Origin of the sequence: Nitrobacter hamburgensis X14 (genome assembly GCF_000013885.1) — a bacterium.
GTDB lineage: Bacteria > Pseudomonadota > Alphaproteobacteria > Rhizobiales > Xanthobacteraceae > Nitrobacter > Nitrobacter hamburgensis.
Map to the genome: position 1 here is coordinate 31,540 of NC_007964.1, position 25,017 is coordinate 56,556.

Sequence of the window (25,017 nt, forward strand, 5' to 3'; positions counted from 1 at the left end):
CTCGCGCCAATGACAAGGAGAATGCCCCGAACATGCTCGCCATCGCCGACCCGGCAGATCTTGATGACGGACCGCGGACCAACAGGCCCGCGACGACGCGGATGTGCGCGGTCACGCGCGAGGTGCGTCCGATCGGCGAATTGATCCGGTTTGTGGTGTCGCCCTCGGGCGAGGTTATCGCCGACCTGAAACGCAAACTGCCGGGCCGGGGCCTGTGGATTTCGGCCTCCCACGCCACCGTTGCGGAAGCGGCCCGTCGTCACCACTTTAGCAAGGGCTTCAAGCGGGACGTGCGCGTATCGGCGTCTCTCGCCGACGAGACCGGGCAGTCGCTGGCCCGCAGCGCGATCGACGCGCTGGCTGTGGTCGCCAAGGCCGGGCAGGTCGTCGCCGGTTTTGCCAAGGTCGAGGACGCACTGCTTCGGCGTCAGGCGGTCGCCCTGCTCCACGCCGCGGACGGCGCCGCCGACGGAATCCGGAAATTGGACGCTATCGTTAAGAAAACAGCCGCGGAGTCCCGCGAAACGCGGGAAATCCCGGTAATCAGCGCGCTGGCGTCGGCAGAATTGGATTTGGCACTTTGCCGGTCAAATGTGATACATGCAGCCGTGCTCGCAGGCCCGGCGGGCAGAACGTTCCTGTCGCGCAGCCAGACCCTGGTCCGATACCGGGATGGCGGGCAGCGGCAAGGCAGTTGAACACGGCAGAACTCTAACGACACGACCTGTGCGAACGCGTACAGCGCAACAAGATTGGGACCGCTGAATGGTTGATACGAAAAATCCTGGCGACAAGACTCTGAGCGTCGGCCCGAGCAAGACCTTGACGCTCAAGCCGCGTGTCGAGCAGGGCACCGTGCGCCAGAGCTTCAGCCACGGCCGTACCAAGCAGGTGGTGGTCGAGAAACGAGGCAAGCGCCGGATCGGTGGCGACGCTCCCGCCGCGGAACCGGTGGCGGCCTCGGAGCCGACAGTCGCGAGAGCGCCCAGGATTCCGGTCCGTCCCGCGCCGCCCGCCGCTTCGCGCGCCAATTCGGGCGTGGTGCTGCGGACGTTGACCGAGGACGAGCGCACCGCGCGCGCAAGCGCGCTGGCCGAAGCCAAGATCCGTGCCGAGGAAGAGCGCCGGATCGCCGAAGCCGAGGCTGCGCGCCGCAACAGCAAGGAAGGCATCGAACAGGCAGAGCGCGAGGCCGCCGAGGCCCGCCGCAAGGCCGAGGAAGAGCGTCACCGTCAGGAAGAGGAAGCCAAACGCAAGGCCGAACTCGAAGCCAAGCGTCGTTTCGGCGAATCCGAGACCAAGGCCGCACCGGCCAAAACCACGACCACGACCACGCGCGCGGCACCCCCGGCGCGCCCGGCTGCTGTCGCCGCCGACGGCAGCGACGAGGAAGAGGCTCCGCGCCTGGTCCGCCGTCCCGGTGGCGGCCCCGCACGTCCCGTCGTCGCACCGAAGCCGGCCGCCAAGCCGGCGCCCGCCAAGCAGCGCGGCCGTCTGACGCTGGTGACGGCGTTGAGCGCCGACGACGTGCGCGAGCGATCGATCGCCTCGTTCCGCCGCCGCACCCAGCGCCTGAAGGGCCATGCCTCGAACGAACCGAAGGAAAAGCTGATCCGCGAGGTCATCGTGCCGGAAGCGATCACCATCCAGGAGCTCGCCAACCGCATGGCGGAGCGCGCAGTGGACGTGATCCGGATGCTGATGAAGCAGGGCGCGATGCACAAGATCACCGACGTGATCGATGCCGATACCGCGCAGTTGATCGCCGAAGAACTGGGCCACACCGTCAAGCGCGTCGCCGCGAGCGACGTCGAGGAAGGCCTGTTCGATGCGGATGACGATTCCACCGTTGTCGAACCGCGCTCGCCGGTCGTCACCGTGATGGGTCACGTCGACCACGGCAAGACCTCGCTGCTCGATGCCGTGCGCCACGCCAATGTGGTGTCGGGCGAAGCCGGCGGCATCACCCAGCACATCGGCGCCTATCAGGTCACCTCGCCGGACGGCAAGAAGATCACCTTCATCGACACCCCGGGCCATGCGGCGTTCACCGCGATGCGCGCCCGCGGCGCCAAGGTCACCGACATCGTCGTTCTGGTGGTCGCAGCCGATGACGGGGTGATGCCGCAGACCGTCGAGGCCATCAATCACGCCAAGGCCGCGAAGGTGCCGATGATCATCGCGATCAACAAGATCGACAAGCCCGACGCGAAGCCGGAGCGGGTGCGCACCGAACTGTTGCAGCACGAGGTGCAGGTCGAATCGATGGGCGGCCAGGTGATCGACGTCGAGGTCTCGGCCAAGAACAAGACCAATCTCGACAAGCTGCTGGAAATGATCTCCCTGCAGGCCGACCTGCTCGATCTCAAGACCAATGCCTCGCGGCCTGCCGAAGGCACCGTGATCGAAGCCAAGCTGGATCGCGGCCGCGGCCCCGTCGCCACCGTGCTGGTCCAGCGCGGCACGCTGCGGGTCGGCGACATCATCGTGGCCGGCGCCGAAATGGGCCGCGTCCGCGCGCTGATTTCGGATCAGGGCGAGACGGTCGACGAGGCCGGCCCGTCGGTGCCGGTCGAGGTGCTGGGCTTCAATGGGCCGCCGGAGGCCGGCGACCGGCTTGCCGTGGTCGAGAACGAAGCCCGCGCCCGCCAGGTCACGAGCTATCGCGCCCACCAGAAGCGCGAAAACGCCGCGGCCAGCAGCTCCGGGATGCGCGGCTCGCTCGAGCAGATGATGTCGCAGCTCAAAACCGCGGGCCGCAAGGATTTCCCGCTGGTCATCAAGGCCGACGTGCAGGGTTCGCTGGAGGCTATCCTCGGCTCGCTGGAGAAGCTCGGCACCGAGGAAGTCGCCGCGCGCATCCTCCATGCCGGCGTCGGCGGCATCAGCGAATCCGACGTCACGCTGGCGGAGGGCTTCAACGCCGCGATCATCGGCTTCAGCGTTCGCGCCAACAAGGAAGCCGCGGCCGCCGCCAAGCGCAACGGCATCGAAATCCGCTACTACAACATCATCTACGACCTCGTGGACGACGTGAAGAAGGCGATGAGCGGCCTGCTCGCGCCGACGCTGCGCGAAACCATGCTGGGCAACGCGGAGATCCTGGAAGTGTTCAACATCTCCAAGGTCGGCAAGGTGGCGGGTTGCCGTGTCACTGACGGCAACGTGGAACGCGGCGCCAACGTCCGCCTGATTCGCGAAAACGTCGTGGTGCACGAAGGCAAGCTATCGACGCTGAAGCGTTTCAAGGACGAAGTGAAGGAAGTGCAGTCGGGCCAGGAATGCGGCATGGCGTTCGAGAGCTATCACGATATGCGCGTCGGCGATGTCATCGAGTGCTATCGCGTGGAGACCATTCAGCGCTCGCTGTGAGTCCGATTCTCGCAGCGCGTTAGTCTCCTTTCGTCATTGCCGGACTTGATCCGGCAATCCATCCGCCGAAGGCGGACTCTTGAAAATGAACGATGGATGCCCGGGTCAAGCCCGGGCATGACCCCGGTGACTTGAATGCCGCGCCACAACAAAAAAGATTCCACGTCCGGCGCCTCGCAGCGCCAGTTGCGCGTCGCGGAGACCGTGCGCCACGCCATCGCCGATATTCTCGCGCAGGGGCACGTTCATGATCCCGTACTCGAAGGGCATCTCATCACCGTGCCGGAAGTCCGCATGTCCGCCGACCTAAAGCTCGCGACGATCTACGTGATGCCGCTCGGCGGCCGCGACACCACCGACGTGATCGATGCGCTCGATCACAACAGGAAATTCTTGCGCGGCGAAATCGCGCGGCGCGTTAACCTGAAATTTGCACCTGACATCCGCTTCCGGGCCGACGAACGATTCGACGAAGCGGAACGTATCGAGAAATTATTGCGAACACCCGCGGTACAGAGAGACCTCGCACCGGATTCGGACGAAAGCTGACGATCATGACGACGCAAAACAGCGCATTCGATTCGCCCATCGCCGAACCGGACGCGCCTGAAAAAAATAATTCTGATCGCGGAAATAATTTTTCCGACACACCGCCACATCACGAGGACGGCTCCCTCTCCCGCTTGCAGGCAGAGACGAGCGGAGGTGGCTCCGAGAGGGTTGAGGTGGAGGGATTTTCCTCGCAGACCAACCAGGCGAGCGCCCACCCGGCGAGCGAGGCTCGCCACCCCCCTCCCCGGCAAGCGGGAGAGGGAAGAAAGAAACAGAACAATCAGCCGCGCCGTGACAAGCGCGACGTGCACGGCTGGGTCGTTCTCGACAAGCCTGTCGGCATGACCTCGACCCATGCGGTGGCGGTCGTGAAACGGCTGTTTTCGGCGAAGCGCGCCGGCCACGCCGGTACGCTGGATCCGCTGGCCTCGGGCGGCCTGCCGATCGCGCTCGGCGAAGCCACCAAAACCGTTCCTTTCGTCATGGACGGCCGCAAGCGCTACCGCTTCACGGTGCAATGGGGCGAAGAGCGCGATACCGACGATACCGAGGGCCGGGTCACGGCGACCAGCGAGAGCCGTCCCGCCGCGGACGCAGTCCGGGCGCTGCTGCCGCGCTTTACCGGCGTGATCGAGCAGATCCCGCCGCAATATTCGGCGATCAAGATCCAGGGCGAACGGGCCTATGACCTCGCCCGCGACGGCGAGACCGTCGCGCTGCAGCCGCGACCGGTCGAGATTCATCACTTTACCCTGGTCGAACATACAGATGACGGTCGCTCGCTGTTCGAGGCCGAGTGCGGCAAGGGAACCTATGTGCGGGCGCTGGCTCGCGATATCGGCCGGATTCTCGGCTGTTACGGCCATATCAGCGCGCTGCGGCGGACGCTGGTCGGCCCGTTCGACGAAGCCGACATGATTCCGCTGGAAGAACTGGAGGCTTTGTGCAATAGAGCGGCATCCGGCGAGGGAAGCCTCGCCGACGCGCTTTTGCCCGTTGAGACCGCGCTGGACGACATCCCGGCGCTGGCCGTCACTCGGGCTGATGCGGCAAGGCTCCATCGGGGCCAGGCCGTCTTGTTGCGCGGACGGGATGCGCCCCAGAGTAGCGGCACTGTCTATGTCACGGTGGCGGGCCGTTTGCTGGCTCTCGCCGAACTAGGGCACGGCGAACTCATCCCCAAGCGCGTGTTCAACCTGACCGGGCTGACAGCCAGTTCCGGCCGCAACGAAAGAGCTTGACGATGTCGATTACCGCCGAACGCAAAGCGGAAGTCATTAAAACCAATGCCCGCAAGTCGGGTGATACCGGTTCGCCGGAGGTTCAGGTCGCGATCCTGTCGGAACGCATCGTCAACCTCACGAACCATTTCAAGAGCCATGGCAAGGACAACCATTCGCGCCGTGGTCTTTTGAAGCTCGTCTCCACGCGTCGTTCCCTTCTCGATTACGTCAAGAAGAAGGACGAGGCGCGTTACCGGGCTCTGCTCGAAAAGCACAACATCCGCCGCTGAGCAAAGTCCGCGCGCATCTCTGCGCGCTGTAATGCGTGGACGTCAATGTCCGCGCCATATGTGATCTGCAAAAAGCGAAATCCGGTTTTCGCAAACAGATCATGCCCAAAGGAGAGCGTGTCCAGCAGCAATCCGGCGGCTGGGCGATGACGGGTCAAATGCCCGTACCATCGGAAGGATGGACGCCATTCAAGACGTGAAAACCATGGCAGGATCGCCGGACGCCGACGCCGCAACCATCGTTGTGGCCAGCGTCCGGCAATCTTGCGCATGGTTTTTGCGTCTGGCGTCCGTGCTTTTGTGAACCCCAGAAAGACAACAACAAGATGTTCAACAAGCATTCAGTCGAGATCGACTGGGGCGGGCGTCCGCTCAAACTCGAAACCGGCAAGATCGCCCGCCAGGCCGACGGCGCCGTGGTGGCTACCTACGGCGAGACCGTCGTGCTCGCCACCGTCGTCGCCGCCAAGACGCCGCGCGAAGGCGTCGATTTCCTGCCGCTCACCGTCGATTATCAGGAGAAGACCTACGCAGCGGGCCGCATTCCCGGCGGCTATTTCAAGCGCGAAGGCCGCCCGAGCGAGAAGGAGACGCTGGTCTCCCGCCTGATCGACCGCCCGGTCCGTCCGCTGTTCGCCGACGGCTGGCGCAATGAGACCCAGGTGATCGTCACCGTGCTCTCGCACGACATGGAGAACGATCCCGATGTGCTGGCGATGGTGGCCGCCTCCGCGGCGCTGACGCTGTCCGGCGCACCGTTCAGGGGCCCGATCGGCGCCGCCCGCGTCGGCTTCATGAACGACGAATACGTGCTCAACCCGACGCTCGACGAAATGGTCGACACCCAGCTCGAGCTGGTGGTCGCCGGCACCGCGGACGCCGTTCTGATGGTCGAATCGGAAGCCAAGGAGCTGAGCGAGGACATCATGCTCGGCGCCGTGATGTTCGGCCACCGTCACTTCCAGCCGGTCATCAACGCGATCATCGAGCTCGCCGAGAAGGCCGCGAAGGAGCCGCGCGAAGTCAGCCAGGCCGACGACAGCGCGCTCGAAAAGGAGATGCTCGGCCTGATCGAAGGCGAGCTGCGCCCGGCCTACGCCATCGCCGACAAGCAGCAGCGCCAGAATGCCGTTGCCGCGGCCAAGGCCAAGGTCATCGCGCATTACTTCCCGGAAGGCCAGGAGCCGAAATACGACAAGCTCCGCATCGCCGCCGTATTCAAGCACCTCGAGGCCAAGATCGTCCGCTGGAACATTCTCGATACCGGCAAGCGCATCGACGGCCGCGACGCCAAGACCGTGCGCAACATCCTCGCCGAAGTCGGCGTGCTGCCGCGCGCCCACGGCTCGGCGCTGTTCACCCGCGGCGAGACCCAGGCGATGGTCGTGACCACGCTCGGCACCGGCGAGGACGAGCAATACATCGATGCGTTGTCGGGAACGTACAAGGAGACGTTCCTGCTGCACTATAACTTCCCGCCCTACTCGGTCGGCGAGACCGGCCGCCTCGGCAGCACCAAGCGCCGCGAGATCGGCCACGGCAAGCTGGCGTGGCGCGCGATCCATCCGGTACTGCCGCCGCACCACGAGTTTCCCTACACCATCCGCGTGGTTTCGGAGATCACCGAATCCAACGGCTCGTCGTCGATGGCCTCGGTCTGCGGCGCCTCGCTGTCGCTGATGGATGCGGGCGTTCCCTTGAAGCGGCCGACGGCGGGCATCGCCATGGGCCTCATTCTCGAAGGCAGCCGCTATGCGGTGCTGTCCGACATTCTCGGCGACGAGGACCATCTCGGCGACATGGACTTCAAGGTGGCGGGCACCGAGGTCGGCATCAGCTCGCTGCAGATGGACATCAAGATCGCGGGGATCACCGAGGAGATCATGAAGGTCGCGCTCGCCCAGGCCAGGGAGGGGCGCATCCACATCCTCGGCGAAATGGCCAAAGCCCTGACCAACGCCCGCGCCGAGCTTGGCGAATACGCGCCGCGTATCGAAACCTTCAAGATCCCGACCGACAAGATCCGCGAAGTGATCGGCACCGGCGGCAAGGTGATCCGCGAGATCGTCGAGAAGACCGGCGCCAAGATCAACATCGAGGACGACGGTACCGTGAAGGTGGCGTCGAACGACGGCGAGGCGATGAAGGCCGCGATCAAGTGGATCAAGTCGATCGCCTCCGATCCGGAGGTCGGCCAGATCTATGAGGGCACCGTGGTCAAGGTGATGGAGTTCGGCGCTTTCGTGAACTTCTTCGGCGCCAAGGACGGCCTCGTCCACATCAGCCAGCTCGCCGCCAACCGCGTGCAGAAGAGCTCCGACATCGTCAAGGAAGGCGACAAGGTCAAGGTCAAGCTGCTCGGCTTCGACGATCGCGGCAAGACGCGGCTGTCGATGAAGGCGGTCGATCAGCAGACCGGCGAGGACCTCGAGGCAGCCGGGCACAAGGCAGAAAAAGCCGACGCGCCGCGCGAGGCTGCGGGCGAGTAATTGCTGCGAAATGGTGAATTGCAAAAGGGCGGCTTTCGAGCCGCCCTTTTTGTTTCCAGCACTTCGATTCGCAACTGGATCGCCCGCCAACGGGTCCGGCTTCGCCGGCCCGATGACAGGCCCCAGCGGGCGATCCAGTATTCGCAAGCATTTACAGCGAAGCCGCAGCGTCCTGGATACTTCGCTTTCGCGGAGTATGACGTCCGTGTCTTGCTATGTTTTCGTACATCCCTTCACCACCTCGCCGAGCGCCGCGAAATCGGCCTTGCGCGGCGAGGTTCTGCGAAACGCCAGCCCGATGCTGCGTCCGGGCTGCGGTTCTTCCAGCCGCAAGACCTTGATGCGATCGTCGCGCGCCTCGACATCGGCGGCGATCTGCGGGATCAGCGTCACGCCGTAGCCGCCGGCCACCATCTGCATCACGGTGGCGAGGCTGGATGCGCCGAACGTCATGCCGGTGCTGCCCGGCGCCGGTGTCCGCGGGATCGTGGCGCAGAAGGCCAAAGCCTGGTCGCGCAAGCAGTGGCCGTCCTCGAGCAGGATCAGGCGCGACTGATCGATGTCGCGCGCCGCCACCCGGCGTTCGCAGGGCCGCGGATCGCTCGCCGGGACCGCCAGCAGGAACAGATCGTCGAACAGCTCCATGGTGTCGATGTCGGGCTCGCCGAGCGGCAGCGCCAGCATCGCGGCATCGAGCGCGCCGCCCTTGACCTCCTCGACCAGCAGCCGGGTCTGCGTCTCGCGCAATTCCAGTTGTAAATCTGGGAACTGCGATTGCAGCGCCGGCAGCATGCGCGGCAGCAGGTACGGCGCGAGCGAAGGGATAATGCCGAGGGTCAGCCGTCCCGTCAGCGGTCTGGACCGATGGCGGGCGAAATCGGCGAGATCGCGCGCCGACGCCAGCACATCTTCGGCGCGGCGGGAAATCTCCCGGCCGATTTCGGTCAGCATCACCTCGCCCGGCCTCCGCTCCACCAGGGTGACGCCGAGGAATTGCTCCAGCTCCCGAATCTGCATCGACAGCGCCGGCTGGGAGATGGCGCAGGCCTCCGCGGCGCGTCCGAAATGGCCGTGGCGGGCGAGCGCGGCGAGGTAGCGGAGCTGTTTGAGCGTGACCATGCTTGATCAGATAAACTTATCATGATGCGAAGACAATACGACTGGACCTTATCTTCGATATTTCCCAGACTCAGGTCACCCTCGCGTTGCCGAAAGGACTGCGGCCTTGGCTGACCCACCCCTATCGCGCACCGGCGCCGTGCCCGGACAGGCGGACGCAGCCTCGCGCTGACGTCTCCATCGCGGGCAGCGGCAGCTTCGGTGTCGCCACGGCGGCCATTCGGCAACGCGACAGCACAGCATCGGAGACAATCATGGACGCAAAGACGAACGACAAAAGCGCTGGCAAATGCCCGTTCACAAGCGGCCGCAGCCACCGAATCCGCGACTGGTGGCCGGGCCAACTGGACGTTCAGGTCCTCCATCACAACTCGAATCTGTCCGATCCGATGGACGAGGACTTCGACTATGCCAGGGAATTCGAGAGTCTCGATCTGAACGCCGTCATCAAGGACCTGACGGCGCTGATGACGGACTCGCAGGATTGGTGGCCGGCTGATTTCGGTCACTACGGCGGACTGATGATCCGCCTGGCATGGCACAGCGCCGGGACCTACCGCATCACCGACGGCCGCGGCGGCGCTGGTGCCGGCCAGCAGCGCTTCGCGCCGCTGAACTCGTGGCCGGACAACGTGCTGCTCGACAGGGGACGCCGCCTGTTGTGGCCGATCAAGCAGAAATACGGCCGCAAGATCTCCTGGGCCGACCTGTTGGTGCTTAGTGGCAACGTCGCGCTGGAATCGATGGGCTTCAAGACCTTCGGCTTTGCCGGCGGCCGTGCCGACGTGTGGGAGCCGGAAGAACTCTACTGGGGTCCGGAAGGAACGTGGCTGGGCGACGAGCGCTACAGCGGTGAACGCCAGTTGGCCGAACCGCTCGCCGCCGTGCAGATGGGCCTGATCTACGTCAATCCGGAAGGACCGAACGGCAAGCCGGACCCGATCGCTGCGGCCACGGACATCCGCGAAACGTTCTTCCGCATGGCGATGAATGACGAGGAGACCGTCGCGCTGATCGCCGGCGGCCACACCTTCGGCAAAACCCACGGCGCCGGCGATGCGTCGCTGGTCGGACCGGCGCCGGAATCCGCCCCCATCGAGGATCAGGGTCTCGGCTGGAACAGCAAATTCGGCACAGGCAAAGGAGGCGATTCGATCGGCAGCGGCTTAGAGGTCACCTGGACGCAGACGCCGACGACGTGGGACAACAACTTCTTCGATACGCTGTTCAAGTACGAATGGGAGCTGACCAAGAGCCCGGCCGGTGCCTATCAGTGGCAGGCGAAAGACGCCCCCGCCATCACCCCGGACGCTCACGACACGTCGAAGAAGCATGTGCCGACGATGCTGACGACGGACCTGTCGCTGCGCTTCGATCCGGCCTACGGAAAGATCTCGAAGCACTTCCACGAGAATCCGGACCAGTTCGCGGACGCATTCGCCCGCGCCTGGTACAAGCTCACGCATCGCGACATGGGACCGCGCGAGCGTTATCTCGGCCCGCTGGTGCCGAAGGAAACGCTGATCTGGCAGGACCCGATTCCGGCCGTGGACCATGCGCTGGTCGACGACAAGGACATCGCCGAACTGAAGGCGAAGGTTCTTGCCTCCGGCCTCACGGTGCCGCAACTGGTCTCGACCGCCTGGGCCTCGGCCTCGACGTTCCGCGGCTCCGACAAGCGCGGCGGCGCCAACGGCGCGCGCATCCGGCTTGCTCCCCAGAAGGACTGGGAGGTCAACCAGCCGGCCCAACTGAAAACGGTGCTGGCGAGGCTCGAAGCGATCCAGAGCGAATTCAACGGCGCGCAGACCGGCGGCAAGAAAGTCTCGCTCGCCGACCTGATCGTGCTCGCCGGCTGCTTCGCGGTCGAGAAGGCCGCCAACGACGTCGGCATCGATCTGAAGGTGCCGTTTACGCCGGGCCGCATGGACGCGTCGCAGGACCAGACCGACGTCGACTCCTTCGCGCCGCTGGAGCCCCGCGCCGACGGCTTCCGCAATTACATCGGCAGCAGGCACCAGTTCATGACCCCCGAGGAGGCGCTGGTGGATCGCGCGCAATTGCTGAATCTGACCGGACCGGAAATGACGGTTCTCGTCGGCGGCCTGCGCGTGCTCGGCGCCAATGCCGCAGACTCCAGGCACGGCGTCTTCACCAAACAGCCCGGCACGCTGACGAACGACTTCTTCGCCAACCTGCTCACCATGGATACGGTGTGGCAGCCGGTCGCTGGTCAGGACGACGTCTACGAGGGCCGCGATCGCAAGACCAATGCCGTGCAGTGGACCGGAACCCGCGTCGACCTGATCTTCGGCTCGCACTCCCAGCTCCGCGCCTTCGCGGAAGTCTATGCGTGCACTGATGCCAAGGAAAAGTTCGCCCGGGACTTCGTCGCCGCATGGACCAAGGTGATGAATGCCGACCGCTTCGATCTCCATCGCTGATGCGTAATCGCGTCTTCGCCACGACGTGGCGATCACGAACCACGCCAAACCAAGGCCCCCGCGATCCGTCGCGGGGGCTTTTCATTTGCCCCGGGGCATGGCTCCGTGTCCGCAAATCCGCCACACGGCCTGTCTCCTTGTAATCTGTGTGAGGATCTGAATTTCCGGAAGGAGCGCGATCCATGGACATCTGCCCGGCACGGCAGGACGAATACGACAACGTTGCCCGGGTCTGGATGGAGAGCTGAGTTTCGACCGGTCTCGCCGAAGCCAGCAATTTTCTGCTGGCCAATCTTCGCGCGCGGATTGCACGCGAGATCGAAGGCGGATGGGACCTGTTCGTTGCCAAGGACGGCGAGCGCCTCGCGGCAATGCTGGCCTTGCAGGCGCGAGACAACTACCTCGATCAGTTGTTCGTCGCGCCGGAGTATCAAGGCCACGGCCTCGGACGACGGCTGCTTGCATTTACGCGTCAGAGATTGCCGGATGAAATCTGGTTGCGCTGCGTTCACGAAAACGAAAAGGCCTGGCGCTGGTACGAACGCGAGGGTTTTGTGTTCGAAAAGGAATCCATCGAGCACGGCACGGACTTCATGATGAAATATTATCGCTGGAACAAAGGATGATTGTTCGATGATGAAACTCTACTGGTCGCCGCGCTCGCGTTCGTTCACAGCGCTCTGGCTGCTGGAGGAAACCGGGCAGCCCTACGAGCGGGTCCTGACCGACATCTCCACCGGCGCGCAGAAGACGCCGGAGTTCCTCGCCATCAATCCGATGGGCAAGGTGCCCGCGCTGACCGACGGCAATGCCGCGACCGCCGAGGCGGCGGCGATCTGCGCCTACGTCGCCGAGCGTTTTCCGGATGCGAAGCTGGCCCCGCCGCTCGGCGATGCGCGCCGGGCGAAATATCTGCAATGGCTGTTCTTCGGACCGAGTTGCATCGAACCGGCGATGATCCAGATTTTCACCAAGCTCGAGGTGCCATCGAGCACGGCAGCGTGGGGCAACGCCACACAGGTGTTCGACGTGCTCGACAAGGCGCTGGAAAAGGGACCGTGGATTCTCGGCAGCGACTTTTCAGCCGCCGATATCGTAATCGGGTCAGCGCTTTACTATGCCGTGCGGCAATTCAAGATGGTGCCGCCGCGCCCAACCTTCGACCGCTACATCGACGCCTGCATGGCGCGGGCGGCGTTTCAACGCGCGGAGACAATCGCAGCGGGTTAGCAAACCGTGGCGTCGTCCCCGCGAAAGCGGGGACCCAGTAATCACTGCATGTGAGAATGAACTACGAGCCTCGAGTTTACTGGATTCCGGCTTTCGCGGGAATAGCCGCAAGATTCAGCATTGCTGCGTCGGTACGCAAGATTGGCGTCTGAGTCTACTTCGCGGCGTCGTTCGGCGTGCCGTTGCCCAAGCCATCGCTGCGCAACGCGTCCGGCTGCGGCATCGCGATGATGTTGTAGCCGGAATCGACGAAATGAATCTCGCCGGTAACGCCGCCGGACAGATCCGACAACAAATAAAGCCCGGCGCCGCCGAGCTCGTCGAGACTGACGCCGCGCCGCCGGGGCGAATGCTTCTGCTGGAACGCGAACATGAAGCGCGCATCGCCGATGCCGGCGCCGGCCAGCGTGCGGATCGGGCCGGCCGAAATCGCATTGACGCGGATGTTCTGCTCGCCGAAATCGACCGCCAGGTAGCGCACCGACGCTTCGAGCCCCGCCTTGGCCACCCCCATCACGTTGTAGTTCGGCATCGCGCGGTCGCCGCCGTTATAGGTCAGCGTCAGCATGCTGCCGCCGTCCGGCATCAGCGCAGCGGCGCGTTTCGCGGCTTCGGTGAAGGCAAAGCACGAGATCAACATGGTGCGCTCGAAATTCCCGCGCGTGGTGTCGGCATAGCGGCCATTCAGTTCGCTCTTGTCGGAGAACGCGATGGCGTGGACCAGGAAATCCATCTTGCCCCAGGCCTTGCCGATATCGGCGAACACCTTGTCGACGGAGGCGATGTCTTCGACATCGCAGGGCAGCACCAGATGGGCGCCGACCGATTCGGCGAGCGGCCTGACCCGCTTGGCCAGCGCCTCGCCCTGGTAGGTGAAGGCCAGTTCCGCGCCATGTGCGGCCAGTGTCTTGGCGATGCCCCAGGCGATCGAGTGGTCGTTGGCGACCCCCATGATCAGGCCGCGCTTACCTTGCATCAGGTGTGTCATGCGAGACTCCGTCATGCCCGGTCCCGAGCCGGGCATCCACGTCTTGACGACGTGGACAGGTTAGAAGGTATGGATGGCCGGGACATCTGCGCAAAGTCGCGCTTCACGCTTTACCCCGGTCTTGACAAAATCGGTATTGCTGCGACCGCCGCCAGTCTTCCGGGCTGCCGCAAGTACAGATCACGCATCCAGTCGTTTGAACACCAGCGTGGCATTGGTCCCGCCGAAACCGAACGAATTCGACATCACCGTGCCAACCCTGGCGTTATCGATACGCTTACGCACGATCGGCATGTCCGCGAACGCCGGATCGAGTTCGGTGATGTTGGCGCTTTCGCAGATGAAGCCGTTGTTCATCATCAGCAGCGAATAAATCGCCTCCTGCACGCCGGTCGCGCCGAGCGAATGCCCCGTCAGCGACTTGGTGGCGGAAATCGGCGGACACTTCTCGCCGGTACCGAACACCTTGCGGATCGCCTCGATTTCCGGCGGATCGCCGGCTGGCGTCGAGGTCGCGTGCGGGTTGATGTAGTCGACTTTCGTTTTCACCGTCGACATCGCCATCCTCATGCAGCGCTCGGCGCCCTCGCCCGACGGCGCGACCATGTCGTAGCCGTCCGAGGTCGCGCCATAGCCGACGACCTCTCCGTAGATGCGCGCGCCGCGGGCCTTGGCGTGTTCGAGTTCTTCCAGAACCACCACGCCGGCGCCGCCGGCGATCACGAAGCCATCGCGACTGACGTCATAGGCCCGCGAGGCCGTCGCCGGCGTGTCGTTGTATTTCGAGGACATCGCACCCATGGCGTCGAACAGCACCGACAGCGACCAGTCGAGTTCCTCGCAGCCGCCGGCGAAAACGATGTCCTGCTTGCCGATCTGAATGGTCTCAAAGGCATTGCCGATGCAATGATTGGAGGTCGCGCAGGCCGACGAGATCGAGTAGTTGACACCCTTGATCTTGAACCAGGTGGCGAGCGTCGCCGACGCGGTGGACGACATCGCCTTCGGCACCGCGAACGGACCGACGCGCTTGGGTCCCTTGCTGCGGGTGATGTCGGCCGCTTCCACAATCGTGCGCGCGGACGGGCCGCCGGAGCCCATGATGATTCCGGTGCGCTCGTTGGAGATGTCAGTGGGTTCCAGGCCCGAGTCGCGAATGGCCTGCTCCATCGCGACGTGATTCCACGCCGCGCCCTCCGCCAAAAAGCGCATTGCGCGGCGATCGATCACATCGGCCGGATTCAGCGTCGGCGCACCCTGCACCTGAGAGCGAAAGCCAAGCTCCGCATACTTGTCCGCGCGCGTGATGCCGGACTTCGCCTCAAAGAGACTGGACAGCACTTCCTGAGTGTTGTTTCCGATGGACGAGACAATACCCATCCCCGTGACGACAACCCGCCTCATGATCTCCTCGCACGATAGTTACGCTGTCTCATGAAGCGCCCTCGCCAAAAACCGAAATCTGCATCGACCGGCCGGTGTCATCGGCTCATGTCCCCGGCGCGGCATCCTGCTTGAACAGACCGACCTTCAGGTCTTTCGCGCGATAGATAATATCGCCGTCGGTGGAAAGCCACCCGTCCGCGATCCCGAGCACCAGCTTCGAGCGCATCACGCGCTTGATATCGACGTTGTACACGACCTTGCGGACGTGCGGCAGCACCTGACCGGAAAACTTGAGGTCACCGAGACCGAGTGCGCGGCCCCGGCCTTCGCCGCCGGTCCAACCGAGATAAAATCCGACCATCTGCCACAGCGCGTCGAGGCCGAGGCAGCCGGGCATCACCGGATCGCCCTTGAAGTGGCAGCCGAAGAACCAGAGGTCGGATTTCACATCGAGCTCGGCGCGGATCAATCCCTTGCCGAACTCCCCGCCATCTTCGGTGATTTCGGTGATCCGGTCGAACATCAGCATCGGCGGCAACGGCAACTGGGCGTTTCCCGGTCCAAACAGCTCGCCCCGGCCGCAGGCCAGCAAACCCTCATAGTCATAGCTGCTGCGCCGGTCCTGCATTCTGGGTAGCCTTTCTCTTTTCGAGCAATGACGGTTCGAAAGGCGCAACGAAACTTGCGCTTTTGCCTGGACGGCGCCGGTCCTGGGGATCGGCGCCGCGGAGGCTCTCTAACACAGGGTCTGGAGGGGGCAAAGCGAGGCTGGTGGTCCGATTCCAATATTTGCATCCGTTACGGCAGGAGTTCTTGCAAATGTTGGAATCAAAGGACCACCAGCAACCATTAAGTTTCTAGAGCCTTTCGCTTCTGATGGAATCAGAAGTGGGCTCTATGATTTTGATTTGACGCGTTTTCTTCACGCGAACCGGTATCCACTTCGCTCGAAAACGCTCTAGTGGAGTTTTGAATTTGGCATTCGCTCGCCGGGTTGCCGGAAAGGGGGACCGAATGTCAAATTCACTCCACTAGCCCCCATACCGCAGCTTGCATGTGCTGGGGGCAATCTTCGTGATGCAAAGCTTCGAATCAGGCAGACGCCGGCAGGCTTCCGCTTCGCGTGCGGCCCGGTTCGGGCGTTCGGTTGAGGAATTTGCAGAGAAAATATGGCGGGCGTCGCAGCCGCCTCGCCTACGGTCCGGGCTTATGAGAAAATTGAAATGATTGATTTATATAGATAATTTTATCATTACGCTGCCCGACATCGGGCGAAATTCCTTCGCCGCGAATGAGTTTGGAGCCGTTCTAGTTGCGAAAAACTTGCATCTAAGCGCCTTTTTTCCTATAGTTCGGGGCGAAAAACCTATACGCGATAATGAGCTTCAGGTGCATGGCGTGAGTACGAACGAGAACATCGTGATTGTGGCCGAAAAAGACGTTGACGTCGCGGCGATCCGCCACGGACGGCAGCCCACGCTAACGGGTTGTCCGTGGCACGACGTCAATGAAATGCTGCAATCGGTGGGTCTGCGGCCGACTCGGCAGCGCATGGCGCTGGGCTGGCTGCTGTTCGGCAAGGGTGCGCGCCATCTCACGGCGGAAATGCTCTACGAAGAAGCGACCATCGCCAAGGTTCCGGTCTCCCTCGCCACGGTCTACAACACGCTCAACCAGTTGACCGACGCCGGACTGCTGCGGCAGGTCAGCGTTGACGGCACCAAGACCTATTTCGATACCAACGTTACCGCGCACCACCACTTCTATCTCGAGAACAATCACGAGCTGGTCGACATCCCGGACCCGCATCTCGTATTGCAGAAGATGCCGAACGTGCCGGAGGGTTACGAGATCAGCCGCATCGACATGGTGGTGCGGCTGCGCAAGAAGCGCTGACCCGTTCGATCCGGTCGATGTTCATTGTGCCGGGCATCTGTTTTGTGGCAGGCGACCTGACCAGACGATCCCGGCGATCACGATCGGAGACTGCCTTCAGTTGATTTTTTCGTCGGCGTAGACGCCCCAGAGCCGCTGCTGCTGGATCCAGCCGTCAAAGCCGTCGCCCGCGACATGGCACCATCCCGCGGCGCAATGCTTGACCTGCGCGACGACGCCGGCCTGCAAACGGGCTGCCACCGCACTCTCGGTGTCGGCGCTGGAATACAACTGCGCCAGGTCGTCCTTGTGCTTCATCGTGACGACCGCGGTGCGGCGGCCCGACAGCAGCGAGTGATAGACCCAGCCCTCGGCTCCCTCGGAATCGCGGATGCGGCGCCAGTTCTCGAATTCCGCAGTGATTTCGACGGGGAGTCCGGCCTTGGTATAGACCCAGGCGACGTCGTTGTCCTTGGTCGGACCGGCGCGGACGTTCACATGGTCGGACTTCAGGCTCACATAACGCGGAACCGGGAGCCCGCTCGCGGACAGTGCGGAGTCCTTGGCGTTAGCGGTCGCTTCGATTCCGACCGCATTCAGCATCGCAGCCGCGAACACCATGGAAGCGAAAAGCCGTTTCACCATCATCACCCGCCCCCTGCGGAAACCCACCATGCCGCCCGATCCCGGCCAGCCCGTGTTCCGGGGCCGGGGTTCTTGTCTTGGCCCGGCCTTCTGCTAGAGAGGACCAAACACCGGGCGACCGGGGAGCCCGGGAAACTGCACGGAAAATGCGAGGGACCCAGGAAACCAGGGAGACAGACGCTGAGATCTGCAGGCGGCTTGCAGTTTCGAACAAGCGGGTTAACGACGGCTGAACGGTCCGTCGGCCGAAGCTGAATTCGCCGGATTGCGCGGCTATCCCGGAGCCGTTTCGGAGTGTGGCGGTTCAGACGTTCGCTTCATTGTCTCTGCAAAGCGTCTCTGGCGAACGTCTGCACCCGAACCAGAGCCTTTTCGCTTCTGATGGAATCAGAAGCGGGCTCTGATTTTGATTTGACGCGTTTTCTTCACGCGAACCGGTATCCACTTCGCTCGAAAACGCTCTAGGTTGCTGCAAGGACGTGCGGACTCGAAAATCGGAACGCTAGAGGGCAAGAGATGCCGGTGAAGAAGAAGCCTCTGGTTGTCGTCACGCGCAAGCTGCCGGACTCGATCGAGACCCGCATGCGCGAACTGTTCGACGCGCGGCTCAATCTCGACGACCAGCCGATGACGCCCGAACAACTCATGGAGGCCGTCCGCACCGCGGATATCCTGGTTTCGACGGTAACCGACGAGATCACCGGAAACGTCCTGAAACAGCCGGACTGCAAGGTGAAGCTGATCGCGCAGTTCGGCAACGGCGTCGACAATATCGATGTCGTCGCCGCGCACGAGCGCGGCATCACCGTCACCAACACGCCGAACGTTCTCACCGAAGACACCGCCGACATGACCATGGCGCTGATTCTCGCGGTGCCGCGCCGCTTCATCGAGGGCGCCGCCATGCTGACCGCCGGCGGCGACTGGCCGGGCTGGTCGCCGACCTGGATGCTCGGCCGTCGGTTAGGGGGCAAGCGGCTCGGCATCATCGGCATGGGCCGTATCGGCCAGGCGGTGGCACGCCGCGCCCGCGCCTTCGGCCTGCAGATTCACTACCACAACCGCAAGCCGGTGGCGCCGAAGATCGCCGACGAACTCGGCGCGACCTATTGGGATTCGCTCGATCAGATGCTGGCGCGGATGGACATCATCTCGGTGAACTGTCCGCATACCCCGGCCACCTTCCATCTGCTGTCGGCGCGCCGCCTCAAGCTGATCCGCAGGGACGCCTATGTCGTCAACACCGCGCGCGGCACGGTAATCGACGAGGACACGCTGACCAGGCTGATCGAGGCCGGCGAGATCGCCGGCGCGGCCCTCGACGTGTTCGAGCACGAACCCGCGGTCAACCCGAGGCTGGTCCGCCTCGCCAAGGCCGGCAAGGTCGTGCTGCTGCCGCATATGGGCTCCGCCACCATCGAGGGCCGGGTCGAGATGGGCGAGAAGGTCATCATCAACATCCGCACCTTCCTCGACGCCCACAAGCCGCCGGACCGCGTGCTGCCGAACATGTTGTAAGAAGCGCTTCCGCAAAACCCGTTGCCGCAAAGGCCGGCGTGCCGGGTTTGCGTCAGGCGAAGCAATCCAGGGCCGCATAAAGGATTGGATTGCTTCGTCGGATTCGCCTCCTCGCAATGACGGCACGCGAACCTGCGCCATCATCCGTCAGCGATATCCGCTCAGATCCCTGATGGTCGGGTGATCGCCGTTGAGCGGATTTGACGGATCGCGCCTGTAGTTCAGCGTCTCGAACCGCATCGCGCGCGCGTCCACCATCAGCAGGCGTCCGACCAGCCCCTCGCCGAATCCGACGATCTCGCGAATGACCTCCAGCGCCGTCATCGAGCCCAGCACGCCGGCCAGCGCGCCGAGGATGCCCGCTTGCTGGCAGCTTGGCACCGTGCCCTCCGGCGGCGGTTCGGGGAACAGGCAACGATAGGTCGGGTTGAACTCGCCGTCGGCATTTTTTTCGTGGCCGCGGATCGTCGTCAGCGATCCGTCGAACACCCCTAACGCGGCGGTCACCAGCGGCTTTTTTGCGAGAAAGCACGCATCCGCCACCAGATAGCGCGTGGTAAAATTATCCGAGCCGTCGGCGACAATGTCGTAGTCGGCAAAAAGCGCCACCGCGTTCGCCGCATCCAGCCGCATATTGTGCGCGCGGAATGCGACGTGCGGGTTGAGCGCGCGGATTTTGTCCGCGGCGCTCTCGACCTTGGGGCTACCGATATCGGACGTCGCGTGAATGATCTGGCGCTGCAAATTCGACAGCGTCACCACGTCGTCGTCGATCACGCCGAGCGTACCGACGCCGGCGGCGGCCAGATACATCAGCGCCGGCGCGCCGAGCCCCCCGGCTCCGATCATCAGCACGCGCGCGTTGCGCAGCGCGTTCTGGCCGGGGCCGCCGACCTCGCGCATCACGATGTGGCGGGCATAGCGTTCAAGTTCGTCAGCGCTCAGCATCGTCCTGTCGTTCTCGTATCTCGGTCCAGCGCCGCAACGTGGCCTGAACCAGTTAGAGCGTTTTCGAGCGAAGTGGGTCCCGGTTCGCGTCAAGAAAACGCGTCAAATCATAAAGCTGGAGCCCGGCTTTGATTCCATCAAAGCCGGAATAGCTCTAGCCGCTGTTACCGACCAGGCAGATGTGTTTCAATAGCGCCGTTTCAACGGGGACGAAAGCTGTCATGCGAGCGACGATCGCCGCGGCATTGATGATCGTGACCACCGCGATTTACGCCGAGGCGCAGCCCGCCGGCACCAATGGGCGCGCCGGGACGAAGCCGTCCCCACCGGCCCACCCCGCGGTGCAAACTCCAGCCGATACCGCGAGCGCGATGACGCAGGCGGCGCGGCAGGCGCTGCAGTCTGACCTGGCATGGACCGGTCACTATAACGGCATCATCAACGGCGAGGTCAGCGACCGGCTGATCGCTGCGATCAAGGCGTTCCAGAAGGATCAGGGCGGCAAGCAGACCGGCGTGCTCAACCCGCAGGAACGCGGCGCGCTCGCCTCGGTCGCGCGGAAATCGCGGAGCAATGTCGGCTGGAAGACGGTGAGCGATGCCAGCACCGGCGTTCGGCTCGGCCTGCCGGCCCGGCTGGTGCCGCAGCGCTCGAGCGAGGGCGACGACACCAAATGGAGTTCGTCCACCGGCACCATCCAGATCCTGCTGACGCGCCGCAAGGACGCCGACCTCACGACCGCGAAACTCGCCGAGCACGAACGAAAGCAGCCCGCCGGCCGCAAGATCGCCTACAGCGCGATCAAGCCGGATGTCTTCGTGCTCTCGGGCACGCAGGGCCTGAAGAAATTCTACACGCGCGGCCAACTCCGCGGCAACGAGGCGCGCATCCTGACCGTCCTCTACGATCAGGCCACCGAAGGCACCATGGAGCCCGTGGTGATCGCGATGTCGAGCGCGTTCGACCCGTTCCCCGCGAACGGTCCGCCGCCGCGCAAGATCGTGGAATACGCAACGGGCGTGACCGTCAGCCGCGACGGCGCGATCCTCACCGGTGGCGACGTCACCGACGGATGCAAATCGATTGTCGTCGCGGGCCACGGCAACGCCGACAGGATCGCCGACGACAAGGATCACGGCCTCGCCCTGCTGCGCATCTACGGCGCGCACGGATTGCAGCCGATCGCGCTCGATGGCGGCGCGACCAAAGGCGGTCTCGCACTTGTCGGCATCGCAGACCCGCAAAACCAGGGCGGCGGCGCGGCCGTGAGCCAGGTCAAGGCATCGGTTGCGCAAGGAGCGGACGGCGGCGAACCGGCGCTGTCGCCGGCGCCCGCATTGGGCTTTTCCGGCGCAGCGGCGCTCGATACCAACGGAAAGTTCGCGGGCCTTGCGCTACTGAAGCCGACGGACGTCGCCGGGCTTTCGGGTTCGGCGCCCGCAGCGCAGGCCGTGCTCGCACCAGTCGAGGCCGTGCAGGCCTTTCTGAAAGCGAACAAAGTGACGCCTGCAAGCGGATCATCCAACGCGAATGCCGCGGTGGTCCGCGTCATCTGTGTGCGGAAGTAAGTCGTCGCGTTCGCTCGGTCGGCGTTGGCTGGCCGAACCAGGCTACTTCTGACAAACCGGACACCAGAACGTCGAACGTCCGTTCTGCGTAAAACGCTTTACCGTGCCCCTGCATGTCGGCGTCCGGCATTTTTCGCCCTCGCGGTCGTAGACCCGAAACGAATGCTGGAAGTAACCCAGTTCGCCCGTGGTCTGGCGATGATCGCGCAGCGACGATCCGCCGGCCTTGATCGCCTGATTGAGCACGTCGTGAATGGCCTCGACCAACCGTCCGGCACGATCGGCCGGCCCCCCCGTTTTCGAAGCCAGCGTCGCGGCGAGACGACGCGGCGACAGGTGTGCGCGAAACAGCGCCTCGCACACATAGATGTTGCCCAGCCCCGCGACCACGCGCTGGTCGAGCAGCGCGGCCTTGAGGCTGGTCTTTTTGTCGCGGCACGCGCGCGCCAGCATCGCCGCGTCGAATTCGTTGCCGAGCGGCTCCGGGCCGAGCCCTTTCAGCAGCGGCTCGTCGTTGAGCACCGTGCGGGCGATGACCTTCATGTAGCCGAACCGGCGCGGATCGTTGAAGATCACGCTGGCGCCCGACGACATCGTAAAACTCACATGGTCGTGGGCGCGGTCCTCGTTGCGCGGATGGTGACAATCGCCCGGAGCCGTGGCACCGGCCGCATCAATCACGCGGAACGAGCCGGACATGCCGAGATGCATCAACAGCACGTCGCCGGAGGCGAGGTCCGCCAACAGGTATTTGGCCCGCCGCCCGAGCCCGGTCACGGTCTGGCCCTCCAGGCGGGCGACAAAATCGGTCTGGAACGGAAACCGCAGGTCCTTGCGACGGGTCTCAGCGCGAACGATGGTCGCGCCCTCCATGGCAGGCTGCAAGCCGCGACGAACGGTTTCGACTTCGGGGAGTTCGGGCATCGTCGGCGTTCACCTTGGGGGATGGACGTGATAGCGCCATTGCGGCAGGCGCGCTATGGTCCGCCCAGTCAGAGCAACGGGATTAATGAGTATGGATCAGCCGGGCGACACCACGCATTTCGGCTTCAGGGACGTCCCCCTGGGGGACAAGCAGACGCTGGTGAACGGCGTGTTTCACAACGTGGCGCAGCGCTACGACCTGATGAACGATCTGATGTCCGCAGGGCTGCACCGGGTCTGGAAAGACGCGACCATCACGGCCCTCAACCCGCCGCGCAACGATACGCCGTTCGCGCTGCTCGACGTCGCCGGCGGCACCGGGGACATCGCCTTCCGCGCGGCAAAAGCCGCAGGGCTTGGATTTCGGGCCACCGTCTGCGACATCAATCCGGACATGCTTGCGGTCGGCCACGAGCGCGCGATCAAGCAGCATCTCGATCATCAGGTGTCGTTCGTCGAAGGCAACGCCGAGACGCTGGCGTTCGCAGACCGCAGTTTTGACGCCTACACCATCGCCTTCGGCATCCGCAACGTGCCGCGGATCGACAGCGCGCTGCGCGAGGCGTTTCGCGTGCTGAAACCGGGCGGCCGGTTTCTCTGCCTCGAATTCTCGACGGTCGATGTGCCCGGGCTCGACAAAATCTACGACCTGTTTTCCTTCAAGGTGATCCCGCCGCTCGGCCGCGCCGTTACCGGCGACGCCGACTCCTATCAGTATCTGGTCGAGTCGATCCGCAAGTTTCCGAAACCGAATGCCTTCGCCGACATGATCCGTGACGCCGGCTTCGCGCGCGTTACCTGGCAAGTCCTCTCGGGCGGCATCGTCGCACTGCACTCGGGCTGGCGTTTGTGATCTCCGCATTGACTCATGCCGCGCGGCTGGCCCGCGCCGCGTTCGTGTTCGCGCGCGAGGGCGTGTTCGGCGTCGTCGATCCCTCGCTGGTGCCGCCGCCCGGACAACTCGCGCTGCGCATGGCCCGGCTGATCGAGCGCCGCGGCGCGAAATCCGGACCGCGGCTGACGCGCGCGCTGACGCGGCTCGGGCCGGCCTATCTCAAGCTCGGGCAGTTCCTGGCCACGCGTCCCGATGTCATTGGCGTCGCCATGGCCCGCGATCTGGAAAGCCTGCAGGACCGGCTGCCGCCGTTTTCGCAGGCCGAGGCCGAAGCGGTGGTCGCGGCGGCGCTGGAAAGGCCCGTGGCACAGGCCTTCGCAAGTTTCGGACCGTCGGTGGCGGCGGCCTCGATCGCGCAGGTCCATCGTGGCGAGGTCGAGAAGGGCGGCGTCCGCAAACAGGTTGCGGTCAAGGTGCTGAGGCCCAACGTCGCCTCGCGCTTCCGACGCGACCTCTCGGATTTCTTTTTCGTCGCCAACAAGGCCGAAGCGCATTCCGCCGAAGCGCGGCGGCTGCGCCTCGTCGAAGTCATCAACACCATGTCGCGATCGGTGGCGATGGAAATGGACTTGCGGCTGGAAGCGGCCGCGCTGTCGGAAATGGCGGAGAACACCCGCGACGATCCCGACTTCCGCGTCCCCACGGTGGACTGGGACCGCACCACCCACAACGTGCTGACCATGGAGTGGATCGAGGGCATCGCGCTGAACGATCATGCCCGCCTTGCGCAATCGCAGATCGACCTGCCCGAGCTGGGCCGCAACGTGATCCAGAGCTTTCTGCGCCATGCGCTGCGCGACGGCTTCTTCCACGCCGACATGCATCCCGGCAACCTGTTCGTCGACGATTCGGGCCGTCTAGTCGCCGTCGACTTCGGCATCATGGGGCGGCTTGGGTTAAAGGAGCGGCGCTTCCTGGCGGAGATCCTGCTCGGCTTCATCACCCGCGACTACCGCCGCGTCGCCGAGGTGCACTTCGAGGCCGGCTACGTGCCGGGCCATCACTCGGTGGAAAATTTCGCGCAAGCCATCCGCGCCATCGGCGAGCCGATTCACAGTCGCACCGCCGAGGAAATCTCGATGGCCAAGCTGCTGACGCTGCTGCTCGAGGTCACCGGCCTGTTCGACATGCAGACGCGCCCCGAACTGATCCTGCTGCAAAAAACCATGGTGGTGGTCGAAGGCGTGGCGCGCAGCTTCGATCCCAAGCTGGACATCTGGACGGTGGCCGATCCCGTGGTCCGCGAATGGATCACGCAAAACCTCGGTCCGCTCGGACGGGTGCAGGGCGCGCTGGCCGGCGCCGGCGAGCTTGGCCGCCTGCTCGGCGGGCTGCCCGCACTCGCCTCGCGAACGGTCTCTCTTATCGAGCAATTCGAGACGATGGCTCGCGAAGGGCTGACATTGGGACCTGCCACCATCGCGGAGATCAAGCGGGCCGAGGCGCGCAGTCACCGCTGGAGTATCCTGGCGCTCTGGGTGATTGCGGCTGCGCTGGTGGGACTGCTCTGGACAACCCATTGATTTGATCGCGATGCAATCAATATGATGA

At 64.1% G+C, this 25,017-nt stretch carries 20 protein-coding genes and 1 pseudogene; 14 read left to right on the plus strand and 7 right to left on the minus strand.

Features of this window, described 5'->3' with window-relative positions; translation table 11 throughout:
• The first annotated feature begins 32 nt into the window (after window positions 1-32).
• The 6 genes from NHAM_RS00145 to pnp all read left to right on the plus strand — a co-directional run bounded on the left by NHAM_RS00145 (window position 33) and on the right by pnp (window position 7,926).
• Window positions 33-698: an RNA-binding protein gene (locus tag NHAM_RS00145; protein WP_011508639.1), complete on the plus strand. Its 666-nt coding sequence runs from the start codon at window positions 33-35 to the stop codon at window positions 696-698.
• Window positions 699-765: 67 nt separating this feature from the next.
• Window positions 766-3,372, plus strand: coding sequence for a translation initiation factor IF-2 (gene infB / locus NHAM_RS00150; protein ID WP_011508640.1), 2,607 nt, complete (start codon window positions 766-768; stop codon window positions 3,370-3,372).
• A 135-nt stretch (window positions 3,373-3,507) separates the two neighbouring features.
• Window positions 3,508-3,921, plus strand: coding sequence for a 30S ribosome-binding factor RbfA (gene rbfA / locus NHAM_RS00155; protein ID WP_011508641.1), 414 nt, complete (start codon window positions 3,508-3,510; stop codon window positions 3,919-3,921).
• Window positions 3,922-3,926: 5 nt separating this feature from the next.
• A complete protein-coding gene (gene truB, locus NHAM_RS00160) occupies window positions 3,927-5,165 on the plus strand; it encodes a tRNA pseudouridine(55) synthase TruB (RefSeq protein ID WP_011508642.1) in 1,239 nt (412 codons plus the stop codon).
• Window positions 5,166-5,167: 2 nt separating this feature from the next.
• Entirely contained in the window at window positions 5,168-5,437 is a 270-nt protein-coding gene (rpsO, locus tag NHAM_RS00165) for a 30S ribosomal protein S15 (protein ID WP_011508643.1), read from the plus strand.
• Window positions 5,438-5,763: 326 nt separating this feature from the next.
• The gene (gene pnp, locus NHAM_RS00170) at window positions 5,764-7,926 is read left to right on the plus strand and encodes a polyribonucleotide nucleotidyltransferase (RefSeq protein WP_041357504.1); all 2,163 of its coding nucleotides are present in this window, start codon (window positions 5,764-5,766) and stop codon (window positions 7,924-7,926) included.
• Between the two features lie 213 nt (window positions 7,927-8,139).
• Here the strand turns inward: pnp and NHAM_RS00175 are convergent, their stop codons facing one another.
• Complete coding sequence (locus NHAM_RS00175; RefSeq protein WP_011508645.1) at window positions 8,140-9,045, minus strand: LysR substrate-binding domain-containing protein; 906 nt, start codon at window positions 9,043-9,045, stop codon at window positions 8,140-8,142.
• 254 nt (window positions 9,046-9,299) lie between these two features.
• Between NHAM_RS00175 and katG the strand changes: the two genes are divergently transcribed.
• The 3 genes and pseudogenes from katG (at window position 9,300) to NHAM_RS00190 (ending at window position 12,719) form a co-directional block, all read left to right on the plus strand.
• Window positions 9,300-11,489, plus strand: a complete 2,190-nt coding sequence (katG, locus tag NHAM_RS00180; RefSeq protein ID WP_011508646.1) for a catalase/peroxidase HPI — start codon at window positions 9,300-9,302, stop codon at window positions 11,487-11,489.
• Between the two features lie 182 nt (window positions 11,490-11,671).
• A pseudogene (locus tag NHAM_RS00185) lies at window positions 11,672-12,115 on the plus strand (GNAT family N-acetyltransferase).
• 7 nt (window positions 12,116-12,122) lie between these two features.
• Window positions 12,123-12,719 (plus strand): glutathione S-transferase family protein, encoded by a 597-nt coding sequence (locus NHAM_RS00190; RefSeq protein WP_011508647.1) that lies wholly within the window; start codon window positions 12,123-12,125, stop codon window positions 12,717-12,719.
• Between the two features lie 154 nt (window positions 12,720-12,873).
• Here NHAM_RS00190 and fabI read toward each other — a convergent pair whose 3' ends face one another.
• The 3 genes from fabI to fabA form a co-directional block, all read right to left on the minus strand.
• Window positions 12,874-13,707: an enoyl-ACP reductase FabI gene (fabI, locus tag NHAM_RS00195; RefSeq protein ID WP_041357505.1), complete on the minus strand. Its 834-nt coding sequence runs from the start codon at window positions 13,705-13,707 to the stop codon at window positions 12,874-12,876.
• 180 nt (window positions 13,708-13,887) lie between these two features.
• Window positions 13,888-15,111, minus strand: a complete 1,224-nt coding sequence (fabB, locus tag NHAM_RS00200; RefSeq protein ID WP_011508649.1) for a beta-ketoacyl-ACP synthase I — start codon at window positions 15,109-15,111, stop codon at window positions 13,888-13,890.
• Window positions 15,112-15,196: 85 nt separating this feature from the next.
• Window positions 15,197-15,721, minus strand: a complete 525-nt coding sequence (gene fabA / locus NHAM_RS00205; protein WP_011508650.1) for a bifunctional 3-hydroxydecanoyl-ACP dehydratase/trans-2-decenoyl-ACP isomerase — start codon at window positions 15,719-15,721, stop codon at window positions 15,197-15,199.
• Between the two features lie 788 nt (window positions 15,722-16,509).
• On the opposite strand from fabA, the gene irrA reads away from it, so the two are divergent.
• Entirely contained in the window at window positions 16,510-16,989 is a 480-nt protein-coding gene (gene irrA, locus NHAM_RS00210) for an iron response transcriptional regulator IrrA (RefSeq protein ID WP_049769394.1), read from the plus strand.
• A 96-nt stretch (window positions 16,990-17,085) separates the two neighbouring features.
• Here the strand turns inward: irrA and NHAM_RS00215 are convergent, their stop codons facing one another.
• On the minus strand, window positions 17,086-17,571 hold the full coding sequence (locus NHAM_RS00215) for an SH3 domain-containing protein (RefSeq protein ID WP_430707711.1): 486 nt from the start codon (window positions 17,569-17,571) through the stop codon (window positions 17,086-17,088).
• A 558-nt stretch (window positions 17,572-18,129) separates the two neighbouring features.
• Here NHAM_RS00215 and NHAM_RS00220 point away from each other — a divergent pair.
• The gene (locus NHAM_RS00220) at window positions 18,130-19,131 is read left to right on the plus strand and encodes a 2-hydroxyacid dehydrogenase (RefSeq protein ID WP_011508653.1); all 1,002 of its coding nucleotides are present in this window, start codon (window positions 18,130-18,132) and stop codon (window positions 19,129-19,131) included.
• Window positions 19,132-19,278: 147 nt separating this feature from the next.
• Here NHAM_RS00220 and NHAM_RS00225 read toward each other — a convergent pair whose 3' ends face one another.
• Window positions 19,279-20,079: a HesA/MoeB/ThiF family protein gene (locus tag NHAM_RS00225; protein WP_011508654.1), complete on the minus strand. Its 801-nt coding sequence runs from the start codon at window positions 20,077-20,079 to the stop codon at window positions 19,279-19,281.
• Window positions 20,080-20,300: 221 nt separating this feature from the next.
• Here NHAM_RS00225 and NHAM_RS00230 point away from each other — a divergent pair, with 221 nt between their 5' ends.
• On the plus strand, window positions 20,301-21,647 hold the full coding sequence (locus NHAM_RS00230; protein WP_011508655.1) for a serine protease: 1,347 nt from the start codon (window positions 20,301-20,303) through the stop codon (window positions 21,645-21,647).
• Between the two features lie 42 nt (window positions 21,648-21,689).
• Here NHAM_RS00230 and mutM read toward each other — a convergent pair whose 3' ends face one another.
• Complete coding sequence (gene mutM, locus NHAM_RS00235) at window positions 21,690-22,571, minus strand: bifunctional DNA-formamidopyrimidine glycosylase/DNA-(apurinic or apyrimidinic site) lyase (RefSeq protein WP_011508656.1); 882 nt, start codon at window positions 22,569-22,571, stop codon at window positions 21,690-21,692.
• A gap of 91 nt (window positions 22,572-22,662) precedes the next feature.
• Here mutM and ubiE point away from each other — a divergent pair, with 91 nt between their 5' ends.
• A complete protein-coding gene (gene ubiE / locus NHAM_RS00240; protein WP_011508657.1) occupies window positions 22,663-23,424 on the plus strand; it encodes a bifunctional demethylmenaquinone methyltransferase/2-methoxy-6-polyprenyl-1,4-benzoquinol methylase UbiE in 762 nt (253 codons plus the stop codon).
• Complete coding sequence (gene ubiB, locus NHAM_RS00245; RefSeq protein ID WP_041357509.1) at window positions 23,421-24,989, plus strand: 2-polyprenylphenol 6-hydroxylase; 1,569 nt, start codon at window positions 23,421-23,423, stop codon at window positions 24,987-24,989. The genes ubiE and ubiB overlap by 4 nt, the downstream gene beginning before the upstream one ends.
• The last annotated feature ends 28 nt before the right edge of the window (window positions 24,990-25,017 follow it).